The 23,644-nt window shown below is 51.7% G+C and carries 29 protein-coding genes; 19 read left to right on the forward strand and 10 right to left on the reverse strand.

The window, feature by feature from the left end; translation table 11 throughout:
• Nucleotides 1-510 precede the first annotated feature (510 nt).
• Genes AC6I1F_RS09115 through AC6I1F_RS09140 form a run of 6 tightly spaced genes read left to right on the forward strand, consistent with a single transcriptional unit; the run spans nucleotide 511 to nucleotide 6,371 of the window.
• On the forward strand, nucleotides 511-1,911 hold the full coding sequence (locus AC6I1F_RS09115; protein ID WP_160334376.1) for a hypothetical protein: 1,401 nt from the start codon (nucleotides 511-513) through the stop codon (nucleotides 1,909-1,911).
• A gap of 18 nt (nucleotides 1,912-1,929) precedes the next feature.
• Nucleotides 1,930-3,078, forward strand: a complete 1,149-nt coding sequence (locus tag AC6I1F_RS09120) for an MBL fold metallo-hydrolase (RefSeq protein ID WP_160334377.1) — start codon at nucleotides 1,930-1,932, stop codon at nucleotides 3,076-3,078.
• A gap of 45 nt (nucleotides 3,079-3,123) precedes the next feature.
• Nucleotides 3,124-4,827 (forward strand): CobW family GTP-binding protein, encoded by a 1,704-nt coding sequence (locus tag AC6I1F_RS09125; protein WP_251569733.1) that lies wholly within the window; start codon nucleotides 3,124-3,126, stop codon nucleotides 4,825-4,827.
• A complete protein-coding gene (locus tag AC6I1F_RS09130) occupies nucleotides 4,818-5,414 on the forward strand; it encodes a MotA/TolQ/ExbB proton channel family protein (RefSeq protein WP_160334379.1) in 597 nt (198 codons plus the stop codon). Before AC6I1F_RS09125 ends, AC6I1F_RS09130 begins: the two co-directional genes overlap by 10 nt.
• 19 nt (nucleotides 5,415-5,433) lie before the next feature.
• Entirely contained in the window at nucleotides 5,434-5,847 is a 414-nt protein-coding gene (locus AC6I1F_RS09135; RefSeq protein ID WP_160334380.1) for an ExbD/TolR family protein, read from the forward strand.
• Nucleotides 5,844-6,371 (forward strand): energy transducer TonB family protein, encoded by a 528-nt coding sequence (locus tag AC6I1F_RS09140; RefSeq protein ID WP_160334381.1) that lies wholly within the window; start codon nucleotides 5,844-5,846, stop codon nucleotides 6,369-6,371. The genes AC6I1F_RS09135 and AC6I1F_RS09140 overlap by 4 nt, the downstream gene beginning before the upstream one ends.
• A 46-nt stretch (nucleotides 6,372-6,417) precedes the next feature.
• On the opposite strand, the gene AC6I1F_RS09145 is transcribed toward AC6I1F_RS09140, so the two are convergent.
• The 10 genes from AC6I1F_RS09145 to ccmA form a co-directional block, all read right to left on the reverse strand.
• A complete protein-coding gene (locus AC6I1F_RS09145) occupies nucleotides 6,418-6,921 on the reverse strand; it encodes a Tat pathway signal protein (RefSeq protein WP_251569732.1) in 504 nt (167 codons plus the stop codon).
• 109 nt (nucleotides 6,922-7,030) lie between these two features.
• Nucleotides 7,031-8,413 carry a c-type cytochrome biogenesis protein CcmI gene (gene ccmI, locus AC6I1F_RS09150; RefSeq protein ID WP_251449982.1) on the reverse strand — a complete coding sequence of 461 codons (1,383 nt, stop codon included), beginning with the start codon at nucleotides 8,411-8,413 and terminating at the stop codon, nucleotides 7,031-7,033.
• Nucleotides 8,413-8,910 (reverse strand): cytochrome c-type biogenesis protein, encoded by a 498-nt coding sequence (locus AC6I1F_RS09155; protein ID WP_251569731.1) that lies wholly within the window; start codon nucleotides 8,908-8,910, stop codon nucleotides 8,413-8,415. The genes ccmI and AC6I1F_RS09155 overlap by 1 nt, the downstream gene beginning before the upstream one ends.
• Nucleotides 8,907-9,443 carry a DsbE family thiol:disulfide interchange protein gene (locus AC6I1F_RS09160; protein ID WP_160334385.1) on the reverse strand — a complete coding sequence of 179 codons (537 nt, stop codon included), beginning with the start codon at nucleotides 9,441-9,443 and terminating at the stop codon, nucleotides 8,907-8,909. The genes AC6I1F_RS09155 and AC6I1F_RS09160 overlap by 4 nt, the downstream gene beginning before the upstream one ends.
• A 15-nt stretch (nucleotides 9,444-9,458) precedes the next feature.
• Nucleotides 9,459-11,408 carry a heme lyase CcmF/NrfE family subunit gene (locus tag AC6I1F_RS09165; RefSeq protein WP_160334386.1) on the reverse strand — a complete coding sequence of 650 codons (1,950 nt, stop codon included), beginning with the start codon at nucleotides 11,406-11,408 and terminating at the stop codon, nucleotides 9,459-9,461.
• A gap of 3 nt (nucleotides 11,409-11,411) precedes the next feature.
• Nucleotides 11,412-11,870 carry a cytochrome c maturation protein CcmE gene (ccmE, locus tag AC6I1F_RS09170; RefSeq protein WP_160334387.1) on the reverse strand — a complete coding sequence of 153 codons (459 nt, stop codon included), beginning with the start codon at nucleotides 11,868-11,870 and terminating at the stop codon, nucleotides 11,412-11,414.
• Entirely contained in the window at nucleotides 11,867-12,055 is a 189-nt protein-coding gene (ccmD, locus tag AC6I1F_RS09175; RefSeq protein ID WP_160334388.1) for a heme exporter protein CcmD, read from the reverse strand. The genes ccmE and ccmD overlap by 4 nt, the downstream gene beginning before the upstream one ends.
• Nucleotides 12,055-12,792, reverse strand: a complete 738-nt coding sequence (gene ccmC / locus AC6I1F_RS09180) for a heme ABC transporter permease CcmC (protein ID WP_160334389.1) — start codon at nucleotides 12,790-12,792, stop codon at nucleotides 12,055-12,057. The genes ccmD and ccmC overlap by 1 nt, the downstream gene beginning before the upstream one ends.
• A 19-nt stretch (nucleotides 12,793-12,811) precedes the next feature.
• The gene (gene ccmB / locus AC6I1F_RS09185; protein WP_160334390.1) at nucleotides 12,812-13,480 is read right to left on the reverse strand and encodes a heme exporter protein CcmB; all 669 of its coding nucleotides are present in this window, start codon (nucleotides 13,478-13,480) and stop codon (nucleotides 12,812-12,814) included.
• A 2-nt stretch (nucleotides 13,481-13,482) separates the two neighbouring features.
• Nucleotides 13,483-14,145 (reverse strand): cytochrome c biogenesis heme-transporting ATPase CcmA, encoded by a 663-nt coding sequence (gene ccmA / locus AC6I1F_RS09190; protein WP_290373199.1) that lies wholly within the window; start codon nucleotides 14,143-14,145, stop codon nucleotides 13,483-13,485.
• Between the two features lie 361 nt (nucleotides 14,146-14,506).
• On the opposite strand from ccmA, the gene AC6I1F_RS09195 reads away from it, so the two are divergent.
• From AC6I1F_RS09195 to AC6I1F_RS09255, 13 genes are all read left to right on the forward strand, one after another.
• Nucleotides 14,507-15,607 carry a hydrogenase small subunit gene (locus AC6I1F_RS09195; protein WP_160334392.1) on the forward strand — a complete coding sequence of 367 codons (1,101 nt, stop codon included), beginning with the start codon at nucleotides 14,507-14,509 and terminating at the stop codon, nucleotides 15,605-15,607.
• Complete coding sequence (locus AC6I1F_RS09200; protein ID WP_160334393.1) at nucleotides 15,607-17,379, forward strand: nickel-dependent hydrogenase large subunit; 1,773 nt, start codon at nucleotides 15,607-15,609, stop codon at nucleotides 17,377-17,379. Before AC6I1F_RS09195 ends, AC6I1F_RS09200 begins: the two co-directional genes overlap by 1 nt.
• Nucleotides 17,380-17,391: 12 nt before the next feature.
• Nucleotides 17,392-18,138 (forward strand): Ni/Fe-hydrogenase, b-type cytochrome subunit, encoded by a 747-nt coding sequence (cybH, locus tag AC6I1F_RS09205; RefSeq protein WP_160334394.1) that lies wholly within the window; start codon nucleotides 17,392-17,394, stop codon nucleotides 18,136-18,138.
• An 18-nt stretch (nucleotides 18,139-18,156) separates the two neighbouring features.
• Nucleotides 18,157-18,516, forward strand: a complete 360-nt coding sequence (locus tag AC6I1F_RS09210; RefSeq protein WP_160334395.1) for a HigA family addiction module antitoxin — start codon at nucleotides 18,157-18,159, stop codon at nucleotides 18,514-18,516.
• 229 nt (nucleotides 18,517-18,745) lie between these two features.
• Nucleotides 18,746-19,387, forward strand: coding sequence for a HyaD/HybD family hydrogenase maturation endopeptidase (locus AC6I1F_RS09215; protein WP_160334396.1), 642 nt, complete (start codon nucleotides 18,746-18,748; stop codon nucleotides 19,385-19,387).
• Nucleotides 19,387-19,707: a HypC/HybG/HupF family hydrogenase formation chaperone gene (locus AC6I1F_RS09220; RefSeq protein WP_160334397.1), complete on the forward strand. Its 321-nt coding sequence runs from the start codon at nucleotides 19,387-19,389 to the stop codon at nucleotides 19,705-19,707. The genes AC6I1F_RS09215 and AC6I1F_RS09220 overlap by 1 nt, the downstream gene beginning before the upstream one ends.
• The gene (locus tag AC6I1F_RS09225) at nucleotides 19,707-20,153 is read left to right on the forward strand and encodes a thioredoxin domain-containing protein (RefSeq protein WP_160334398.1); all 447 of its coding nucleotides are present in this window, start codon (nucleotides 19,707-19,709) and stop codon (nucleotides 20,151-20,153) included. Before AC6I1F_RS09220 ends, AC6I1F_RS09225 begins: the two co-directional genes overlap by 1 nt.
• Before the next feature lie 27 nt (nucleotides 20,154-20,180).
• On the forward strand, nucleotides 20,181-21,089 hold the full coding sequence (locus AC6I1F_RS09230) for a hydrogenase expression/formation protein (protein WP_160334399.1): 909 nt from the start codon (nucleotides 20,181-20,183) through the stop codon (nucleotides 21,087-21,089).
• The gene (locus AC6I1F_RS09235) at nucleotides 21,086-21,343 is read left to right on the forward strand and encodes a rubredoxin (RefSeq protein WP_237178684.1); all 258 of its coding nucleotides are present in this window, start codon (nucleotides 21,086-21,088) and stop codon (nucleotides 21,341-21,343) included. The genes AC6I1F_RS09230 and AC6I1F_RS09235 overlap by 4 nt, the downstream gene beginning before the upstream one ends.
• The gene (gene hybE, locus AC6I1F_RS09240) at nucleotides 21,306-21,896 is read left to right on the forward strand and encodes a [NiFe]-hydrogenase assembly chaperone HybE (RefSeq protein WP_160334400.1); all 591 of its coding nucleotides are present in this window, start codon (nucleotides 21,306-21,308) and stop codon (nucleotides 21,894-21,896) included. The genes AC6I1F_RS09235 and hybE overlap by 38 nt, the downstream gene beginning before the upstream one ends.
• Nucleotides 21,893-23,002, forward strand: a complete 1,110-nt coding sequence (locus tag AC6I1F_RS09245) for a hypothetical protein (protein WP_160334401.1) — start codon at nucleotides 21,893-21,895, stop codon at nucleotides 23,000-23,002. Before hybE ends, AC6I1F_RS09245 begins: the two co-directional genes overlap by 4 nt.
• Nucleotides 22,995-23,345 (forward strand): hydrogenase maturation nickel metallochaperone HypA, encoded by a 351-nt coding sequence (gene hypA / locus AC6I1F_RS09250; protein WP_160334402.1) that lies wholly within the window; start codon nucleotides 22,995-22,997, stop codon nucleotides 23,343-23,345. Before AC6I1F_RS09245 ends, hypA begins: the two co-directional genes overlap by 8 nt.
• A 32-nt stretch (nucleotides 23,346-23,377) precedes the next feature.
• Complete coding sequence (locus AC6I1F_RS09255; RefSeq protein WP_160334403.1) at nucleotides 23,378-23,581, forward strand: hypothetical protein; 204 nt, start codon at nucleotides 23,378-23,380, stop codon at nucleotides 23,579-23,581.
• Nucleotides 23,582-23,644 lie beyond the last annotated feature (63 nt).

Raw genomic sequence — 23,644 nt, forward strand, 5'->3', positions numbered from 1 at the left:
ACGCTTTTGTCCGAAAATCTTGCGGAAGCAGAATTGAATCGAAGGCGAAATAATTATTGAACACGCCCATGAGCAAGAGGAGGTTTATCTGTTTGAATATTAACTACATATTTTCAAAAGATATCTTTTTATTTTAACACACCCCTCCCCATTTGTAAATAAATGAAAATATTTGTTTAGGATATTCACCCAATATCTTTTTTATTTTTCCTTTTGGATGTGATAAAAAAATCCAAGTTTCCCGTTCTCGAATTCCCTGATTTTTGAGCATTCTTGTCAGTTCCAATCGTTTATCCCCTAAACTCAAGTGTTTTCCCTAGCGTGTTTACGCTAATATCCCCACCCAAGTGCGCTTTGTAGACTGGGGGTGTACTCAGTAAAAGGGACGATTTATTCGTAGGACCTCCTATTATTGACCTGACATTTCAGCTTTTTCGCTCGTGTCTTCTCACATAAAAATAACCGTCTCCTTAAACGGTACGTTCACCTAAAACCTAAGGGGAAAATAAGATGACACATCCATTGCCTTATCTTGAGCAGCGAAAGCTAGTCAAGCGGTGGTCGGGTCCCATCGCTCCCATCGCTAACCTCATCTTCACTCTCATCATATTTGCCATCACCTGGTGGATCTTCCAGGATCCGCGGGGCGTGATGCGTTTTTACACACCGTATGTGGGTTATAACTACTGCCGCTGGTGGCTGATCATCCTAATTTGGATGGCCTACATTTTTGACTTCTGGCCCTTCAAGCGCAATTGGCTCGAAAAAGCTCATCCGCTTCAGAAAGGTCTGGTGCTGTCCTTCATCTCGGTCGCCATCATGATCATGATGATTCACGGCTTCTTCCAAGCCGTACTCGGCAACACCGCGTTTGCGTACTTCAATCCTCAGCAGCTTCTTAAGCTCAAAGGCTTGACAGAGTTCTATGCGACGGAATACGCCGCTCAGGCCTGCATGATGTTCGCCGTGATCGCCTCCTGGATCTCCCCGGCTTGGGTCGTCGCCCTTGAAGGACGTCCCTGGCAGAACCTTCAGCAGCCGGCAAGAGGCTTCTCCATTTGGCTCGGCACATTCTGCCTGAGCTTCGTCATTTACTTCATGACGATGCACAACCACATGGGCATCCTTTACTATCCGTGGCAGTACTTCACTTCTATCGCGCCTCCGTACTGGGAAGAATTTGCTCAGACCGTGTCCGCAAACTTCCACGTCGCCTGGATTATGTGCTGTACCGTCGTCGTTTGGTTCATGGAAGGCATCTGGGAACGCTATCCCTTCACAATGATCAAGACTCCTTGGCTGCGCAGACTGGCCCTTTTCTTCGGCATCATCGCCATCTCCTGGGCTCTGTGCTTCTTCTTCTGGTACATGCAGGAGCTGACCTGGGGCGAAGCAATTCGCGGTCACAGACGCGACGCAGCTCCCGACTGGCGCTGGCTGCACGTTGGCGAAACAGCGATCTTCTTCCTCGTTCCGGCGCTCTTCCTGCAGTTCTACTGCGGCAACTGGCCTCGTAAATTCAGCACCCCCGTCAACGTTCTGATTCGCTCCACGATCGTTCTGCTCGGCGGTATCGCGATTTACTGCCTGTACTACAAGTACGGTCATTTCTTCCTCGGAACACAGAAGGGCTTCTCTCACCCGCAGCAGTTCCCGATGATTCCGATGATTTGGCTCATCGACATCTGGCTCATCAACTGGTGGTTCATGGACGGTTGGCCGGGATGGAAGTTAACCATGCGCACAGCTGAAGAAGTGAAGCTGCTTGAAAAAGAAGTTGAAGAACGCGCTGTCTGGAGAGGCGACATGATCCCCGGTCTCGTATGCGGCATCGCCTGCGGTATCGCGTTCTACTTCGCAGTGGTCTGGGTACTGCCGATCTGCAGCAAGATCTTCACATTGGTCGATTAAATAAGAAAGGAACACATTATGAAACGACGTAACTTTATCCAGGGCTTAGCGCTCGGAGCAGGCGTTGGCACAGTCGGTGCCATGGGCGCATACTCCTACTCTCCGGCTCGTACCGCGTTCCTTCCCGATGTGAATCGCGGCACCGCAGACATCGGCGTATGCAAGTCTGTCAAAATCACCAATATTTCCGAAACCAGCTGGTTCGACAACAGTATCTTCATGCAGGACGTAACCGCTTCAGGCGGCCTGCTGGTGGACCAGTACACGTACAACTGGCCGCCGTTCGGCAACGGCAAAGGTCCGGGCAAAGGCACCTATGAAGAAGGCATGAAAAACATCGCTCCGTATCTGCCCAAAGATCTGGACAAAGCATGGGAAATCACTCGTGAACTGAGCGAACACGCAGACAATGCAGGCGGTTATTCCTGCCTCGTTGAAATTGAAGCGCTTGATGGTACAAAGACAAAGTATCTCTTTGACTGCGGCTGGAACTATCAGTGGATGGACCAGTGCTTCAAGCGCGAGGGCATTGACAAGATGCTCGCCAACAACGAGATCGCAGCCTTCATTTCCACGCACGAACACATGGACCATTACTTCGGATTCCCTGTTGTAGCTAAATACGGCCCCAACATCCCGGTCTATCGCCCGTCAACTTTCTATCCTTCCGGCAAGCACTACATGGCCAACTGCGGTCACGTCGGCAAGGTTACAGACGTTCCGAAGGGACTCCATAAGATCCAGGAAGGTGTCGCGCTTTATCAGTTCGAATGCCCGATTATCTTCAAGGTGTACGGCGAACTCTCGATGTACTGCAACGTGAAGGATGTCGGCCTGGTATCCATCACCGGATGCTGCCATCAGGGCATCATCCTCTTTGCGGACACGGCCTACAAAGAAATTGCCTATGAAAAAGACAAGTTCTACGGCCTCTACGGCGGTCTGCACATCTCGCCGTTCGATGACTGGGATCCGAAGTATGACGACCTTGTTATCGGTCTGAAGAAGTGGGAACTCGAGAAGGTCGGCTGCAACCACTGTACCGGCCTCATCACCGCCCAGAAGTTCGTGGACGCCGGCTATCCGGTTGTGCAGGGCACGGCTCGGTTCCGCTCCAAGACCACTAACTACTTAGGCAACGGAGACACCCTCGTCTTCCCGAGCTGATTGACTTAAACACCCACCCCGCAGAGGGCGGGGAAAGAAAATAATATGCTGTTAGACTGCTTAATTCCAAGAGATCTTTCCCCTGCGTCGCAAAACGAAGGTTCGACGCTTCTTCACAACCTCTTCATGCAGATTCACCTTGAACGCAGAGTTGCAAGAAGTCTGGGATGGCGAGGTTTTTTACCTTCAAACGCCGGGAAGTTTTCCTGGACCATGAGGCTGGCAAACAGCGATCTTGTCTACGGTATTGTCTTCGACGGAGAAGAGTATGACGATGAGGCGATCGCATCCACATGCTCCTTATACGCCTTCCCTGTTGAAGACACTACCCTTTCATATCTGACCGAAGATATGAAAGCGCTTTACGAAAACGACGCCCATATTCCAAAGATTCGGGAACTTTCCAAATATGTCGAAGAATTCGAAGATTTCCGAGTCGGAACACTCAGCCTGATTTTCAGGCGTGACAAAGAAGGGTTTAATCTTTCCATGCGGACCGCAAAACGCAACCCGCGCTTTACCGAACGACCCATGCGTCCCGCACGCATGCTGTCAGCGCTTTTTGCCGCTCTGTACCATTCTTTTGCAGAAGTCTTCAAGACAGAAGGCCGGCTGCATGTCTTAAAGAGCCGAGCGGCACCGGATAGAAATAATTATTTCATCGAAGCCGAATTCGGGCTTTCCGTCTTTGAAGACGAAGAAGAGGATACCGGCTCAGACTTCATTTCTCTAAAAGCTCCTCCTCTGTCCTATCGGCCCGATGAGATTGATTTAGCCGAACAGCCTTTAATCCATATCCTTTGCGGATTTCTCGGTTCCGGCAAAACCACATTTCTTCAGAACTGGCTGAATTTTCTGCATACCCGTGAACGCTTTACCGGCGTGATTCAAAATGAATTCGGCGACATCGATCTGGACACCGCGCTGATCGGAGACGAAACCTGTGTAGAAGCACTCAATGACGGCTGCGTCTGCTGCTCTCTGTCGGACAGTCTTCGTCCCGGCATCCTACGCTTAATCGAAAGCACACCCGCAAATCAAATGATTCTTGAAACCACAGGACTTGCTAATCCTGATAACGTGGTGCACTCACTTGAAGAACTCTCCGACATTTGCAAGATTGGTCTCGTCGTCTCCGTCGCGGACGCTCCAAACCTGATTTCTCATCCGGAATACCTCGGCGATAAACTGAGAAAAGCCCAGATCGAACGAGCCGACGTGCTCGTAATCAGCAAAGCGGATTTGGTTTGTGACGATAGTCTTGAAGGCCTTGTTCACAGCCTTCGGGCAATGAATAAAAAAGCGCTCACCGTGATTTCCGCCAACGGAAACGCCAACTTCGCCGCGCTCGATCATTTCTTCAATCTCTGGATTGACAAAAAATACGGTCTCTTTACTTCGAGAAAACATAATCCCGGCGAAGACACCATGCTTCTCAGCAACGCGGGCTTTGCGATGAAACCGGGCGCGAGCGTCTATGAAACTTGTTCCGTCATGCTCGGCGAACCCGTGGAATTAGATCAAATAGAAACCATCATTCGGCAGTCCGGACGAAAGATTTTCCGAGCCAAAGGAATTGTTGACGTCCGCGAAAAAGGATGCTGCGAGGTTCAGTATACGGACGGGATGCTGACGGTAAGCGAAGCTCGAGAAGATTTACTCGCATGTGACCGCTGGCTTACTATTATTGGAAAAGGACTTAAGCCTCAGGCCGGTTCTACCGCGATAAGGAAACAAAAATGTCTCTGATCTATGCCGGCGGCTGGGTCATGATCCCGCTGCTTCTCATCTCTGTTATTGTGCTCGCGCTCATTATTGACCGCTCTCTGACACTGATCTGGAATCCGATGCCGGATAAGACTCAGCGCGAAAAAATCTCCGAAGCGGTTCGCTCTGGAAACAACGCTCAGGCCGCTGAAATCCTCCGCGAAACCGATTGGCTTAAATCCTACGCAAACGCGCTCCAAAGCGAAAAGAAAGCCGCTCTTTACGAAGGATACCTAACGGAAGCCGTCACCGATATAGCCGCGTTTTTAGAAAGGCGCTGCGCCCTTCTTGCCACATTAGGACGCGTCTCTCCGCTTCTCGGTCTGCTTGGCACGATCATCGGCATGATCCAGACTTTCGCAGTGGTCGCTCAGTCAAGAAGCGGCATCGACATGGAACTGCTCGCTGACGGAATTTGGCAGGCGCTCATCACGACCGCGACAGGCCTCATCATCGCTATTCTCGCAATTCTCTGCTACCGAGTCTTCTTATCGATCGAAGCTGAACGCTTGGATTTCTTCAATCGACTCTCCAACACAGCGATCCTTCTTAAGGAATCACAGGACTGAAGACGACAAGGAGGACTCTATGCTTCGAGTTAAACCGCAAGCGGACCAGGACGGTACAACAGATCTCACCTCTTTGATCGATGTTGTCTTCATTCTATTAATTTTCTTTATTCTCGCGGCTAGCTTCGCGGTCCATTCTATTGACTTTGATTTACCGGCAGCCCGCACTTCCAAAGCGCTTTCCGGACGCGTCGTTGAAATCAGACTCAACCGGGACGGAACATTTCTCTGTGACGGCGTTCCCACGAAAAAAGAAGAACTTGATGAACGGCTCGCCTCAATTATTATGCAGTTCAAAGCCAGACCCGGTCAGATCGTTCTGATGGCTGATCCAAAAGCGCCTGCGGGCGAGATGATTTATCTTGTGGACACAGTGCGTCAGCACGGCGGAGAAAAACTGCATGTTGCCACAGCTCCGAGGGCAGAAAAATGAATGAAACGGCAAGCGACACTCTGAAGATCGGTATCGCCTGCGCGATCGCCGTACATTGTTTCGGCCTCATATTTTTTCCTTCTCCCAAATATGAGACCGAAGATGTGCCGCTGAACGTCATTGTCAAACTGGAAACCTCTACAGCCGCTGCTTCCCCAAGCGGCGAATCCATCGGAATGGAATCACTCTCCGAAAACAATCTGACGGAAAAGAAAATTGCAGATAAGAAGCGTGAGATTTACCTACAGTACCTAGAGGACGTTTCACTCTGCATACATGCGAGACGATTTCTCATGCCGGATTCGGCAAGGCTTATCGGTATCGCACTCTACAAAATTCAGGTCGACGCCAACGGCGTATTTACACATACCTCGCTCTATAAGAGTTCCGGCTCATCTAAACTTGACGAGGCCGCGCTCTACGCGGTCAAGGCCTGCAGCGGACTCGTCAAAAGACCCCACTCCACAGGCGTAGAGCCGATGAATATTTATCAGGAAGTACGTTATCAGTACAAGCTTAAGTAATAAAGGCAGAGCGCCTGTGCACCCTGCCTCTTTATAGAGTTCCGAATTAGAACTTCGGGAATACGCCTTGTTCTTTCGGCGTCAATGTCTTTAAAACCTCAAGCGCTTCGGACTGCTTCGGTCCCATGATTGTGATATTGGATAAACGCTTTCCATTTCCGGCGACATAAGCCGTGCTCTTCATACGGGCATTTCGGGTGGTGTAAGCCATTTGGTAGGCATCCTGACCGGGAAGCTGGATCGGATTCATCGTGAATCTCATTCCTTGTTTTTTCAAATTGTCTGCCATTACCTGAATCGCTTCTTTTGGCTTCATATCGGATTTCATGATATTGAAGAGAATACCGACACCGGCTTTTTTGCTTGCGAGCAGATAAGTTTCAACTCCAGGCTGAGCCATATTGGCGGGAAGCTTTTGGCTTTCCCAATCGCCACTGAGCTCAATGGTAAAAGAAGGTGTGCTCAGTTGAGCCGCAAATGCACTTGGCATATACAGAGAGGCTGCAATAGCGCCAGCTCCGATGATTTGAATTAATTTTCTCCTAAGCATTTTTTCTCTCTGCAAAAAATAAAAAATATAAAAAAACGGAAGATAAGGAATAATAAAACTGGAAGAGCTTTAGGTAAAGCCGTCCTGGTTTTTGCAATGCTCGTCTTTATTAGCGGGCTAGGATAGAGTCAAGTGTGATTTTGACATTCTCATCGCCTACTTTGACCGGCTGACCACTGCTGCCTTCAAAGTTTCCGTTTGCGGGCATTGTCTGATTGGCTTTTCCTAAGCGCGCAGTCACCATAACTGTTTCATGCTGATCGAGCGTACCACCGCCCATGTCCATCGGCGGGAGCATTGTATTGTCCAGAGTGAAGTGAACCGGGAAGCTAAGCACTTTTATCTTCAGCTGCGCGATCGGCATTCTGCCTCCGCTAGCGGGACGAGCCGTCACATACAGGGTGTCCAGGCCGCCCATCTTCTCATGCAGCGCTTCAGAAATTTCCACTACGCCGGAAATGCGATGTGTCGGTTTTGTCGTTTCCTGCTTTGCAGGCACCGGACTCTGGCTGAGAGGCGCCGTACCGTTCTTAGTCATCTGGCTCATAAGAGGAATGTGATTTTCCATGTCTTCAGAAGCTGCGCCGAGACCCAGTGTGTTTTTAACCGGTCCGACAATATTGCCCAGATGGCGCGCTTCCTGAATGCTTGCGATCACACCGTCGCGACGTCCATCATTGGACGGCATGTTGTTCAGCAGGAACTCCCAATACATCACGGCTTTTCTGTAGTCGCCGTGGTTGAAGTAATCGGAACCGGCCATCATCAGAGCTTTCCAATTGGTCGGATCCTTCTTAAGGACCGCGTTGATCAGCTCCCAGGGACGGCCGCTCAGATCCTGACCCTGAACCATAGCGATCGCGTCTGCAAGGTCAGTCATCACGACAGGGTTTCCGGGAGCGATCTGATTGGCGCGCTCAAACGCACTGGCAGCCTCTCCGTAGTTCTTCATCGTGAGCATGCTGCGGCCGAGCATCATCCAGCCGTTGAGATCACCGGGATTTTCTCTGAGATGCGCCTTCAGTTTCTCAAGCGCAGAATTCATGTCATGCATTTCACCGGGCTGACGAATCATCTGACCGGTGGTGTAGTCCGCGACTCCTTCGTTGCGGCCTCCGTCAAGACGGAAATCGCCGATATGCTGCGTAGCCGCCCAGAGACTTGCGGCAAAAAGCGGAATCAAAAGGAAGAGTCCAATCGCCGTATATGTGCCGATCTTGGAATTTCCACTCTCAGCGAGCTGTTCCGGAACAGACTCTTCCAAAACACGACGCTCAAGCTCGGAGCGGCTCTCATCAAATTCATGCTGAGAAATCGCGCCGCGCGCTCTCTCATCTTCAAGCTCTTTGAACTGATCGCGATAGATGGACAGATTAACCTGCGGCAGCTCATCGGCATCCTTGTTCCGCTTGTTGTTCACAATCAGCGGAATCGCAATAATCAAAAGAAGGACCAGAGTCATACCGGCCGCAGAAAGAATAAAGGTCAGCATTAATGGTCTCCTTTTTTATTGATTTGACCTTTAAGCAAGGCCTCTGCCCGCTTGCGCTGCTCTTCAGTCAGCGGAACTGCTTTCTGTTTTTTGCGCTTTGCCAAAGTCCAGAATAATGCGGTAAGCGCAAGAACAAAGAAAAGCGCCGGTCCGACCCACAGAAGCAGAGTGCTGAGCTTAAAGGGCGGGTTGTAAAGAACGAAATCTCCGTATCGATCAACCATGAAGTCAATAATCTGCTGATTGCTTTTGCCTTCAGCGATTTGTTTGACGACCTGTTTCTTTAAATCCATAGCCAGTTCAGCGTTGCTGTCCGCAATAGACTGGTTCTGACAGACCAGACAGCGCAGCTGCGAGGAGATTTCCGCAACACGCTTATTGGCGACCGGATCCAAAATTGTCGGTTTGACATCAGGAGCGGGCGTGCTCTGCTGGGCAAAGACGCAGGAAGCTGCGCTCACGACCAGCATCAGGGCAAGTAAAAACTTTCTAATCATTCTGCTTTAAGCTCCTTGATGAGAGGATGAATGGTCTTATCCCAGGCTTGCTGAGTGATCGGACCGATCTGTTTGTAGCGAATCACGCCTTTCTTATCGATCACGAAAGTCTCAGGCACGCCGTACACGCCGAACTCAATGCCGACTTCGCCGGTCGGATCCTTAATAGAAAAGTCATAGGGATCTCCGCCCTGACGAAGGAATCTCAAACCGTCAGCATCTTTGTCTTTGTAATCCAGACCGATGATCGGCACGATCTTCTGTCCGTCTTTTCCGATTTTGACCATGATGGGATGTTCCTGACGGCAGGAGCCGCACCAGGAGGACCAAACGTTCATAAGCCAAACCTTGCCCAGCATGTCCTGCTTGGTGACCTTCTTAGAAGGATCGTCCAATCTCGGCAGAGAAAATTCAGGTGCGGGTTTGCCGATCAGCGGAGAGGGAACTTCTCTCGGATCATGCTGAAGACCGACCATAAGGAAGCCGGCAAGCGCCAGAAAAATAACCAGCGGAATAATGTATTTCATTTTCATAATTCAATCCTGCCTTTATGCCTGTTTGGCGCGTCGCGAACGTGCGCGGTAACGTCTGTCCAAGATTGCGATCAGCGCGCCGAGCGACATAATCAGACAGCCCCACCAAATCCATGTGACGAAAGGTTTGTCATACACACGAACAACCCAAGCGCCTTCGGCGGTTTGTGCGCCCATGGAAACGTAAAGATCACCGGTAATGCTTGAGGAGATTGCCGCTTCAGTCATCGGCATTTCGCTCGAGAAATATTTGCGTTTCTGAGGACTCAGCTGCGCAACTTCTTTGTCGTTCTTGTAAACCGTAAACTGTCCTTCGTCAGCGAGGAAGTTAGGTCCGCGAATGCCGGTCTTGACGTCATTAAATTTGAAGACGTATTCGCCAACAGAAACATCGTGCCCCGGTGTCATCGTAACATCACGCTCCAGCGCGTAGGTCATGACCATTGCGGCACCGACAATGAAGACGCCGACGCCTAAATGAGCGATCGACATGCCCCACCAGGCGCGGGAAAGCTTAAACAGTTTGCCGAAGAAGTTTCCTTTGAAATTGCGAATACCCTCTCTCAGGCTTTCAATAAAGGTGAAGAGAACCCAGAAAGCGAGTGAGAGACCGATAAATGTCCAGGTGTGCCAGCCCAGAGCAAGAGGAATCGCCGCGCCGCAGACCAATGCTGCGATAAAGCACCATGCCACGCGTTTGACCAGATCTGTCACATTGGCGTCTTTCCAGCGTACCAGCGGTCCAACACCCATCAGCAAAATGACGGGGATCATGATCGGTCCGAAAACGGAATCAAAGTACGGAGGTCCGACAGAAATCTTGCCTGCGTTCAGCGCGTCGATGAATAACGGATAAAGCGTGCCGAGAAGAACAGCGGCCATCGCAACAACCAGAAGCACGTTGTTCACGAGCAGCATCGCTTCGCGTGAAAAGAGTTCAAAGGAACCGCCGGTGCCGACCTTCGGCGCTCTCCAAGCGAAAAGAAGAAGAGATCCGCCAATGACAAGAACAAGCAGTGCAAGAATAAAGAGACCGCGCTGCGGATCGGTTGCGAAAGCGTGCACGGATGTCAGCACACCGGAACGAACCAGGAAAGTTCCAAGCAGCGAAAGCGAGAATGTGATCAGCGCAAGCAGCACTGTCCAAATTTTGAAACTTCCGCGCTTTTCGGTAACCGCTAAAGAGTGAAGCAGAGCCGTCGCCGTCAGCCAAGGCATGAAAGAAGCGTTTTCAACCGGATCCCAGAACCACCATCCGCCCCAGCCGAGCTCGTAGTAAGCCCACCAGGAACCCAGGGCGATGCCGAGCGTCAGGAAAATCCAGGCGACGCTTGTCCAGGGACGCGTCCATCTTGCCCAAGCCGCGTCAAGTCTGCCGCCTAAAAGCGCTGCGACCGCGAAGGCAAAAGGAACAACCATACCGACATAACCCATATAAAGCAGCGGCGGATGGAATACCATACCCGGGTCCTGCAGCAGAGGATTCAGGTCGCGGCCTTCATGGGCGGCCGGGAAAAGACGAATAAACGGATCACTCGTCAAAAGCATAAAGAGTGTCAGACCAACAGATATGAGACCCATAACGCCGATGACGCGAGCCATGACTTCGTCAGGGAGACGACGCGAGAAGAGCGCGATCGCCAAGCCCCAAAGCGCAAGAAGAAGCGTCCATAAAAGGATTGAACCTTCGTGAGAGCCCCATGTCGCCGACAGCCGATAGAACCACGGCAGCATGCTGTTGGAATTGTTTGCGACGTTCATCACGGAAAAGTCGCTCACATAAAAACTCCAGCCAAGGCACAGGAAAGCGATCAGACAGAATAAAGCGTTGGCAAAAACCGCCGGGCGCGCAACATTAATCCAGCTTCTAACGCCGAACGCTGTGCCGGCAAGCGGCAGAATTCCCTGAATCATCGCGGCGATCAGCGCCAAAATCAGGGAAAAGTGTCCTAACTCCGGAATCATTTATTAGAGCTCCTTTTTTGCATTCTTGGCATGAGCTTTCTCATGCGCCTCTTTCACGGCTTTTTCAGCTTCCGGAGGCATATAGTTCTCGTCATGCTTGGCAAGCACCTGATCGGCAACAAAAGTACCATTCATCAGCTTGCCCTGCGCAACCACGCCTTTTCCTTCCTTAAACAGATCCGGCAGGCTGCCTTTGTAGGTCACAGGAACGCTGTGCGCGGTGTCGGTCACTTCAAAACGTACGGTCACGCCGTCCTGCTGTCGAACCACCGAGCCCTCCTGAACAAAGCCGCCGATACGAAAAGCTCTGCCCTCGGGCGCCTCATGCGCCGCAACCTGCGACGGCGAGAAGAAGAACACAAGGTTTTCCTCAAACGCGTTCATAACCAATGCGACAGCAGCGCCGCAGATAACGACGCCTCCCGCGACCAAACTCAGACGTTTCTTCTGGCTCGAGTTCATAGATCTTCCTCCGACTGATGCGCTCTGGCTTCCATCAGCAGCTCTCTGGCTGCTTTCTGGCGGCGCCTGACTAAACCGACAATTTCACAGATAAAACAAAATAAAACCATGCCGTAGCTACCCCAGACATACTGTCCGTAACCTCCCATGGAGATAAAGGCTGAAATGCTTTCCCACTGTCCCATCAGAGTTCTCCTTTAATTGCGAGTTCCTGAGCCCATGGCTGGTTTTTATCCCGCTCCAAAATAATCGAGCGAAGACGGGCAAAGGTAACAGCGAATGTATAAAGCCAGAATCCTGCGACCATCAGCAAAAGTGCGGTAAGCATCATGGGATGAATCGAGGAGCCTGAAGAGGTGATCGACGCGCCCTGATGCAGCGTGTTCCACCACTGAACGGAAAAATAAACGATCGGTACGTTGATCACGCCGACGACGCCGATGACCGCGCAGGCCTTATCGGCACGGCGCCAATCGGGAATTGCGTTCTGCAGAGCAATGTAGCCGAGATAGAAAAAGAAGAGGATCAGAGCGCTTGTGAGACGCGCGTCCCAAACCCAGTAGGCGCCCCATGTGGGACGGCCCCAAAGAGAACCTGTCCAGAGCGAAAGGAATGCCATCAGGCAGCCGGTCGGCGCTAAAGCCGCAGCAATCATCGGCCAAAGACGGTTCTGGGTAATCAGACCCAGCGCGCAGTACACCGCCATGACGACATAAAGCAGCATCGCCATCCAGGCGCACGCAACATGAATGTAAAGAATTCGGTACGAGTTGCCTTGTGTGGCATCCACCGGCGCAATAATGAAGCCGACGGTCAGCGCGGCCAGAATCACCATCAGCGCCAAAATAAAACACGGTTTCACCATTTTTCCGGCAAACGCGTACATGCGCTCGGTTGTGAAAAGTGATAAGGGTTTAGTCATCTCAATACACTCTAAATTATCAATCTGATGCGATCCTCAGGGCTGCCGCAGTCGCAATCGGCATGACCACAAGCGAAAACAGCGTCAGCGCGCCGACGATAAGGAAATAAGCGGTCGCGGAAATTCCGACCGAGACTGCTTCAGCGGCACCCGCGCCGAAAATAAGAACCGGAACATAAAGCGGCAGAACCAGAAGAGATGTCAGAACACTGCCGCCTCTCAGGCCCAGCGTAAGCGCCGCGCCCACACTTCCGACCAAACTCAGAACCGGAGTTCCGATGAAAAGCGCGCTCATAAGTACCAAAGCCACGTCCGTTTCCAAGTCAAACATCAGTGCCAACAGACCGGAAATGACAGTCAGCGGGATACCGGTCGTCAGCCAGTGTGCGAAAACTTTGGCAATCACAATAATGGTCAGGGGTTCTCCCGAAAGCAGCATCTGCTCGAGCGTTCCGTCCGCATAGTCATTATTAAAGAGGCGCGGAAGAGACAGAAGCGCAGCCAAAAGAGCGGCGACCCAAACAACGCCGGGCGCGATCATGCGAAGCAGCTGCTGATCCGGACCGATGCCAAGCGGCACCAGCGTGACCACAACAATGAAAAAGAAAATCGTGTTCAGTACGTCCGACTTAAGTCGAAGTGCAAGTTTCAGGTCGCGTCGGACAATGGCGATAAATAACCTCAGCATGATCAAACCTCTTTACGGCCTTTGCCTATGGAGGCGTTCAGCCAGCGTCCGCCTGTAAGATCGATCCGCTCGGATCGGTTTGCCGCGATCGGCACTTCTTGATGCGTCGTGAAAGCGACAATGCCGCCTTCGTTGACATGCTGAGCAATCAGATTGGCTAGATTGTCCACGGCCTTCACATCCAGAGCGGTAAAGGGTTCATCCAAAACCCAAAACGGCGCATGCCGGCTGACATAAAGACGCGCAAGCGCAACCCTTCTTCTCTGTCCCTGTGAAAGATGCCGAGTTAAATTGTTTTCAAAACCGGCAAGCCCGACTTTCTCCAGCGCCTCATCAGCCTGCTCCGCCGTAATGGGATGCTCTCCGATCTCGCAGTTCACCAGGAGATTTTCACGAGCGGTCAGCTCGTCCTTGACGCCGTTCAAATGACCGATATAAATCAGGTTCTGCCAGAACTCTTCCTTAAGTTTCAGAATCGCCTTCCCATTCCAAAGAATTTCGCCCTCCTGAGGCTGCATAAGTCCGACAAGCAGACGCAGAAGCGTCGTCTTTCCGGTTCCGTTCGGACCGGCGATCCTGACCAGAGTCCCTGCAGAGCAGCGGAAACTAAGCTTAGAAAATAAAAGCCGTTCCCCTCGGATGCAGCGAATACCTCTGAGCTCCAAATTGGAAGTGTCCTTGGGCATGAATGAAATGAGTTGAATACGGGTTAGGCTAAATTTTATGAATCCGCGATTAAACCAACCTTATGAGTACTAGAGCTAAAAGATCGATCCATTGGAGCTCAGAAGACCACGCTTCATACCTATTCCCAAAACGGTCTATCTTCTAACTTTATGTAACGGAATGCGTTACATTTAATTCCAGGCTTTTTATATAACTATATGATTAAAAAATAATTTTGCTTTTAAATGCCAACTATCAAATATAAGGTTAAACGCTTAGAATGGTAAACAGTTTTTATACGTGTGTATCTAAACCCTGCCTGCTTAAGGCAGCCCCTGCAACTAAAGAGAAGATGCTTCTATGACAGAAACTAATTATCAATTGATGCGGCGGCAAGGAGTCTCGAGACGCAGTTTCCTTAAATTCTGCTCTCTGACAGCCGCTTCCCTCGGGCTCGGAGCCAACGGCGCAGCGGACATCGCTCATGCGATGGAAACTAAACCCAGAACACCTGTGATCTGGCTTCATGGCCTCGAATGCACTTGCTGTACCGAATCCTTCATCCGTTCTTACCATCCGCTGACAAAAGACGTCATCCTTTCGATGATTTCTCTTGCTTACGACGACACCCTGATGGCTGCCGCCGGTGAACAGGACCATCAGGCCCTTGAAGATGTGATGAAAAAGTTCTACGGCAACTACATCCTTGCTGTTGAAGGTTCTCCCTGCCTTGGCGAAGACGGCATGTTCTGTCTGCCCGGCGGCAAACCCTTCCTCGAAAAACTCCTCCATGTCGCTAAAGGCGCTAAAGCCATTATCGCTTGGGGCTCCTGCTCTTCCTGGGGCTGCATCAACACGGCCAAACCGAATCCGACTAAGTCTGTCCCGATCACTGACGTGATCAAAGACAAACCGATCATCCGTGTTCCGGGCTGTCCCCCGATTCCTGAAGTCATGACGGGCGTGATCACTTACATGCTCACCTATGACCGTCTGCCTCCGGTGGATGCTCAGCTTCGTCCGAAGATGTTCTACGGCCAGCGCAACCACGATAAATGCTATCGCCGCGCGCACTTTGACGCCGGCCAGTTCGTTGAAAAATTCGACGATATGGGCGCCAAACTCGGCTACTGCCTCTACAAAGTCGGATGCAAGGGCCCGATCACATACAACTCCTGCTCTTCAATCCGCTGGAACGATATGCTCTCTTGGCCTGTTGAATCCGGCCATCCCTGCATCGCCTGTTCCGAAGACAACTTCTGGGATAAGGGCAGTTTCTATGCTCACGAACCGACTATCCTTCCGCCGAGCTGGGGTCTGGGTATCCAAGCCACAGCTGACAGAGTCGGCTTGGCCGCTTTGGGCGTCGTCGGCGCTGCCGTCGCAGTTCACGCCGCTGCCAGTGCGGTTGCTCGTGCCAAATCAAAAGAAGTCAACAAGGACATGGGAGTAAATGAATAATGGCAAACAAGAAAGTTGTTGTTGACCCGATCACCCGAATCGAAGGTCACTTACGTATGCAAGCCGTCCTCGATGAAAACAATGTCATTGTCGACGCAATGTCTACCGGCACAATGTGGCGCGGCCTCGAAGTTATTCTTAAAGGACGCGATCCGCGCGATGCATGGGCTTTTGTGGAACGTGTCTGCGGTGTCTGTACCGGCGTTCACGCCCTTTCTGCGGTTCGTGCGGTTGAAGACGCTCTCGGAATCAAGATTCCTAAGAACGCAAACATCATCCGCAACCTGATGAATGCGACCCTTTACGCTCAGGACCATCTGACACACTTCTATCAGCTTCACGGCCTTGACTGGATCGACGTTGTCAACGCTTTGAGCGCCGACCCGAAAAAGACCAGCGAACTGCAGCAGTCCATCTCCAGCCACGCACTTTCTTCTCCGGCTTACTTCAAAGAAGTTCAGGACCGTCTGAAGAAATTCGTTGCCAGCGGCCAGCTTGGTATCTTCGCTAACGCTTACTGGGGCAACCCCGCATACAAGCTTCCTCCGGAAGTGAACCTGCTCGGCGTAACCCACTATCTCGAAAGCTTGGACTTCCAGCGCGAGATCGTTAAAGTTCACGCGATCCTCGGCGGCAAGAACCCGCATCCGAACTATCTGGTCGGCGGTGTTCCCTGCCCGATTAATATGAACGACACCGGCGCCCAGGGCATCATGATCAACCAGGTCTGGATGAACTTCATGCGCGATGTGGCTAAGTCCACCATCAAATTCATCAATGAAGTCTATTACCCTGATTTGATGGCTATGGCCCACTACTACAGAGATTGGTTCAAGATCGGCGGCGGACTCTCCAATCAGAATCTGCTTTGCTACGGCGATTTCCCGCTGTATGCCAATGACCTCTCTGAAAAGAGCCTGCTCATGCCGAACGGCGCCATCATCGACGGCAAGCTCAACGAAATCCATCCGGTTGACCTTAAGGATCCGGAACAGATCAAGGAATTCGTTGATCACGCCTGGTACAAATATCCGCAGCCTGACGCCGGTCTGCATCCGTGGGACGGTATCACCGATCCGAACTTTGATCTCGGCAAAGCCGGTGTTGACTACGAAGGCACCAAGACCGACATCAAGTGGCTCGGTGCTGAAGGCCGCTACTCCTGGATTAAAGCTCCGCGCTGGAACGGTCACGCGATGGAAACCGGTCCTCTTGCACGTATGGTCGTCGCTTATGCGAAGGGCATGCCGCGTCAGAAAGACTTGGTTGATCAGGCGCTCAAGCAAGCCGGCGTTCCTGTCGAAGCCCTCTTCTCCACCCTCGGCCGTACGCTTGCCAGAGGCCTGGAATGCAGAATGGCTGCCGACATGATGCTCGAATTCATCAACGACCTCGAAGCCAACATTAAAGCGGGTGATGAAGTCGCTGCCGATATGAGCAAGTGGGAACCGAGCACATGGCCTCAGGGCGCCCTTAAAGGCGTCGGCCCGGCCGAAGCTCCCCGCGGTGCGCTTGGCCACTGGTGCGTCATTAAAGACGGCGTTATCGAAAACTGGCAGGCGGTTGTTCCCTCCACTTGGAACGCCAGCCCGCGTGATCCGAAGGGCCAGCTCGGCGCTTATGAAGCCGCTCTGCTCGGCACACCGGTTGGTATTCCTGACCAGCCGCTGGAAATCCTCCGTACGATCCACAGTTTTGACCCGTGCCTGGCCTGCGCCACACACGTTATGTCTAAAGACGGCGAAGAACTCTGTACAGTTCAAGTCCGTTAATTGGGAGGTTTTATGAAAATCTCGAAATGGTCTTACGAAATCGAAGAAGGCCCGATCGAGCCCGTATATGTGTATGAAGCTCCTGTACGCTTCTGGCATTGGGCCCAGTGTCTCGCCTTTTTCATGCTCGTAGTCACCGGATTCCTAATCGGCTGGCCGCCTATTCCGAACTATGCCGAGACATGGAATACTTACTTCTTCGGGCACATACTCCTCCTGCACTTTGTCTTCGGTATGCTTTTCTCCGTACTGATGCTCTACCGTATTTACTGGGCATTTGTCGGCAACAAGTATTCCCGCATGATCTTCCTGCTGCCCTTCTGGGACATGCAGTGGATCAAGGGCATCTTCGGAACGGCTTTCTATTATCTGTTCCTCAATAAGCACCCGAAAGAGTACGTGGGCCACAACCCGCTTGCTCAGACAGCAATGTGCTTAATGTATGTGCTTGGTTCTATCGCCATCATCATCACCGGTTTCGGTCTTTATGCCGAACAGTGGGGATGGGACACCGGCTGGATGAGCTGGTTCGGATGGGTTACTGCCTGGATGGGCGGCCCTCAGGTCGTTCGTACCACACACCATCTGCTGATGTACTACCTCTTGATCTTCCTCTGCGCTCACCTTTACATGAGCTTCCGTGAAGACATCATGGGCGGCGGTACTCAGGTCTCAACGATGATTAACGGCATTCGCTTCTTTAAGGAGCCGATTCCGCAGCCCGGCAACAATGTTGCCCCGGCTCAGAAGAAAGCCTAACCTTACAGCGATAGTGTTATGACAAACAAAAACGACCGTGTGAAGGAAAATTCCATTCCGCTCCGCGGTCGTTTTTCGCGTTCCTCAAGAAGTGCTCCGCACCCCGGAGCCTTTCTTGAGTCACGTTTTTTAGAACCGCTCAATATCACACAGTCTCAGCTTGCCCTCGCCCTAGGCGTCTCCAGACGACGAATTAATGAGCTCATTGTAGGCAAGCGCTCCATTACAACAGATACCGCCATCCGGCTTGCCTGTTTCTTTAAAACGGAGCCTGAATTCTGGCTGATGCTGCAGATGCGCTGGGACCTTCATGTCGCGCTTGAAAAAGAAGCGGAAGAATCCTTGCAAATCAAAGAGAACAAAGAATCGGCGCATTAATGGATTTCGGCATTTTATCTTGTTTCCGACTGCCTAAAATCTTCCTTTTGACGCATTTCCTTAACGCTTCTTTTTTAATTGCCCTCCCATAAAGCTTTTCGGATTAATCCGTAAAAACACAGCTCAATTTAGTTACATTTTTAAATTCCTCGATACAAGGGTTTACACTACGTTCTGTCTGATTTATCCTGAAAAGTAACTAGATCGGTGGCAGATTAAAGAGGATTACATGAACACAGTAAAAGACATCCCTTGTTTAGTTCTTGGCATCGGCAATATTCTCTGGGCCGACGAGGGTTTCGGCGTCAGAGCGGTTGAACAGTTCAACAGTAAATATGCGCTGACCGATGTCAATAATCTTGTTGCGGACGGCGGTACGCTCGGCATGTATTTGTTCGATCGAATCTGCCGCACAGAAAATCTTCTGGTTTTTGACTGCTGCGACTTCCACGGTGCGCCGGGCGAACTGACCGTACTGCGCAATGACGACATCCGCATCTGGACCTCGACCAAAATTTCTCCGCATCAGGACGGAATGAATGATCTGCTCGCCGCGGCCATGCTTCGCGGATGCGAACCTAAAGAAATCGCCGTCGTCGGATTCCAGCCGGTTCTGCTTGACGACTACGGCGGATCCCTATCTCAGAAAGCCAAAGATGTCATCCCTCAGGCGGTCGCAGACGGCTATCACATTCTTCGCGAATGGGACGTCGGTGTACGCGAGCGCAGTGAAAACGAAACCGTCCCCGCTCTGATGGACGCCGAGTGTCTCAATATTAAAAATTATGAAGAAGGCAGACCGACTCCGGAGGAAGCCTGCCGTGAAGGCGATATTCGTTTTGCGCATCTGAATGTAAAACGGAGCGAATAATGTGCGTCGGAATTCCTATGCAAGTGAAATCTCTTCCCTCTGAAGGAAGAGCCGTCTGCGTCGGACGAGGTCAGACGGAAAATCTTGACGTCATGCTGCTCGGCAATGTCGAAGCGGGCGACTGGGTCCTTGCCTGGAACGGCATGGCCGTAAAAAAAATCACGCCCGAAAGAGCGGTACAGGTTGACAAAGCGCTTGACGCGGTGGAGGCCGCGATGAACGGAGGAACTCCAGATGTCAATGACGCATTTGCCGACATTGTCGCAAATACCGGAAAACTTCCTCCGCACCTGCAGAAACAACTGGAAGGGAAAAAATAATGGAACTCTTTGCCGTTTCCCCAAAAATCGATTTATACAGCCACCCGCTTTATCTGCGGATGATCAATGAACACGGATTCGAAGCCTGCGACGCGGAAACGCTGCCGAACTTTTTAGAGAAGCCCGGTCTTTCCATGGTCGTCTTTGTCGAAGACCCCAACCGCATGAAAGAAACGATGGACGCGCTGGTCATCGGACCCGAACTTGCCAAATCCTGCGCGCTGATTGAGCATCGGGCGATCGTCGGACCTCCCAATGCACGCCGCATCGCCGTGAAATACGGTTTCAAGCGCTGGCCCGCGATGGTCTTTTTCCGCGACGGTAAATACCTCGGCGCGGTTGACGGTCTGCGCCTTTGGGCCGATCTGGTGAAAGAAACCGATGAAATCATTCACAGCGAACCCTCTTATCCGCCTTCCATCGGCATTCCCGTTCGTTCTATTTAACCATTTTGCTTTAAACCGTACAGAACTATGTCCATCAGTCCAATATCCATTCCTATCAATTTGGTCGGCCCGGGCTCTCAGCCCGATCGCTCTGTCGCGAACACAATCGGCGTGCCCGACACAGTTGACACCTTCAGCGCTCCGCTGACTCCGGAAATTGCCGATAAGGAAACCGCGATTAAATGCCGTCAGTTCTTTATCGATCTGTATGACGAAATGCGTCTGTGGAACACGGACAGCGGAGACGCCGGCCCTGCTTTCGCACTGAATCAGTTCGATACCCAGACGATCGGTCTTATCAATCAGATGCTTGGCGAAGGCGAAGTCTCGATCCGCATCACAATCCCCAATGACACGTTCGACGAAATCCGCATTCAGGAGTCCGTCTACGTAGGTGTTTGGCGCGTGCGTTATTTCCGCGAAGGAAGACCGATTGCCGATCAGGTTGAAGTGAGCGCGATTCCATCCTGTGTCGCAGAAGCCGCTTACGCCACAAGCAGACCCGGACTGCTTCCCGTCGAACCCGGTCCGGAAGCGATGAACAGTCCTGCGATTTTGGCGGAACTAAAGACCGCGCTCAAGGATTGGGCACCGGGCTCGCCTGCCTTTACCGTCAACCTCAGTCATCTTCCCATGTCGGCTGAAGACCATCAGGTCATTGACAAAGCGGTCGGAGAAGGCGCCGTCTACATCATTTCCAGAGGATTCGGCAACTGCAGAATCTCTTCTACCGATGTTCGTCATCTCTGGCGTGTTCAGTATCTGAACAACGCGCCGACGCGCCTCATGATTCTGAACACACTCGTCGTTTCAGGACTTCCTGAAGAGGCAATGGCAGCAAGCGAAGACTTGGAGGATTCCGTCGCTCGAATCAAAGAGCTCATTGAATGGGTCACTCAGAGCTGGGAACTTCCTGCTGTGGAGCTTCAGTCATGATGCACACTTTTGACGGAACTTTCCTCGGAGACAACTCCAAACTCAAGGACGACGACTGCCTTGAGTGCAAAGTCTGTCATTACGTCTACGACCCGAAAATCGGCGATATTGATCAGAACATCATGCCGGGAACACCGTTTTCTCAGCTGCCCGAGTACTGGAACTGTCCAGTATGCGGCTGCGAGAGAGATTTATTTTTAGTGGTACCCAAGAATTATGAACGAGACAAAGACTCCGGCTACTCCGCAAAATGAGGAGCCGTGGGAACCTAATCCGGCTTTGAGGCTGGAACGCGGATTTGAACGCATTTGGAAGACCCGCATGATGGGCCTGCCGATGCTTCATCCGCGTGTCCGAGTCCAGGCGGTCGGGTTCCGGCGCTGGAAGTATTTCTGGCTCGGAGTCATTGTCACACCCTGGTGCATGAACCTGATCCTCAGCAAAGGACAGCCTTCAAAATGGAAGTCCGTTGCCGAGGGCAGAAGGCTGAACTATCCGTTTCCCGCGGGGCTCTATGACTTTATCTGCGTCCGCGACCGCATTCTCGGTGAATACCAAATGTGCTCACTCATGTCGCCGCTTGATGAAGTTGTCGCCGATCATGAAATGGCTGTCGAAATCGCCAAGTATTCGCTTGATGAGCTGATGAAGCCCGCGGGTGAGCCGGAGCTCGGAACGCCGATTCCGGCGTTTGAAAAGGAAACGGATCCGGAAGCGATTGAAAAAGCGGTCTCCGCGGCAATTGAGAGACCTATCTCTAGAAGGGCTTTTCTGAGCCCCCGAAAAAAAGAGGAGGAAGAATCATGAGTTTTTTGGGCTCTATGAAGTTTGTCCTTAAAGTTCGAGACCATCGCGTCACGGACGTTGAGATCAAACTGCCGAAAGAAATCAAAGTCGAAGATTTGGTTCGCGGCCGTTCTCCTCAGGAAGCCTTTGACATTTTCCAGACTATTTTTGCGCTTTGTCCCAACTCTCAGCTTGCCGCAGCGAAGCTTGCCTGCGCGGCCGCGACGGACGAAGATCCGGATCAGGAGCTGATTGCCCAGTGCCGCTTTGCCAATCATTTAGAAATCATCCGAGAAGGGACTCTTTTTTTCGCGATGCGCTGCGCGGGCCGCGACTTTCTGAGCACAAAATCTCAGTCGCTCATTAATGTTCGCGCTCTTTGTGAAGAGCTGAAAGAGCTGCCCTACAACAATCTTCGAGAGCGCGAGAAACTCTGGGCTTCGCTTCGAAGCGAGGTGTCCTATCTGCTGCTTGACGGTTTTTCCAATGATTGGGAACAGGATCTTTACAACGGAACGATTGAAACGAAACCCGAGAGCCTATCCGGTTTCTTTGCCAAAATCTCAAAAACACAGCGTACAAAAGGCTGGTGCCCGGCTCCGCTTCTGACCAAAAGTCCGACTTTTATTCTGCAGGCGCTGAAAGAAAAAGGATGCTGGGATAAGGAGCCATGGAACATCGAAGTTGACGCGCTGACCGGACCGGTTGCCCGCATGTCCCACAGACCGTCTGAGGCCGGTCTGCTCGCTCAGGACGGCAACACTAATTACACACGCATTGTCGCTCGATTTATGGAAGTACTGAGCGCCGCGGATTTGGTACGCATCCCATTTGAAACAGTCAGCGCGATCAGGCTGAGCAACGGAGCAGCCGCCTCCCTGGTTCAGAATTCACGCGGAATCCTTCTGCATACGGTAAGGCTCGAAGGCCGCGGAGCGGATGCGAAGATTAAGGACTATAGCATCCTCACTCCGACCGATATCAACGTCGTGCGCTCCAAATGGTTTAAACAGGCGCTCATGTCTCTGAAGTTTGATGACGCCGCCGCGCTTAAAGAGGCGGCCGAATTCACCATCCTTTCCTTTGATCCGTGTACCGCCTTTGAAGTCGAGGTGTGCCATGCATGAGATGTCGCTCGCGCAAAGCATTGTCGAGATTGTTGAAAACACAGCCGAGGCCAACAACACCCGGAAGGTCTCAAAAGTCAAACTGATTGTCGGAGAGCTTGCCGGAGTGGAGATGCACGCTCTGATGCAGGGCCTCAAAATTGCCTCGCAAGAAACGCCTATGGAAGGCGCCGAGATTGAAATAGAACGCCCGCAGGGCACGGCCTGGTGCATGATGTGCCAAAAGACCGTACCTCTGCATCGACGCGGAGACGCTTGTCCCGAATGCGGGAGCTATCAGCTGTCGATCAACGGCGGAACGGAATTCAGAGTGTCCGAGCTTGAGCTTGGAGACGATGAATAATTTTTGCAGTTAACTTAATAAGGAGAGCCATTATGTGCGTAACCTGCGGATGCGGCGGAAAGAGCGCCAAGATTGAAGATTTAGACCATACTCATGATCACGGCGCCTGCCAGCATACTCATGAACATCCTCATGATGAAGACGGCCATCATCATCGCGACAATGACCAGCACCGCCATCACCACGATGCCGGCCATCACGAACACGGCGACGCCGGCCACCATCATCACGAATAATTTTATTTGGCGCTTCGACGGCTTCTCAGCCGACCGAAGTGCCGTACTCTTGAAGCCAAACAA

Source organism: Parasutterella sp. St.1A3 (genome assembly GCF_059728705.1).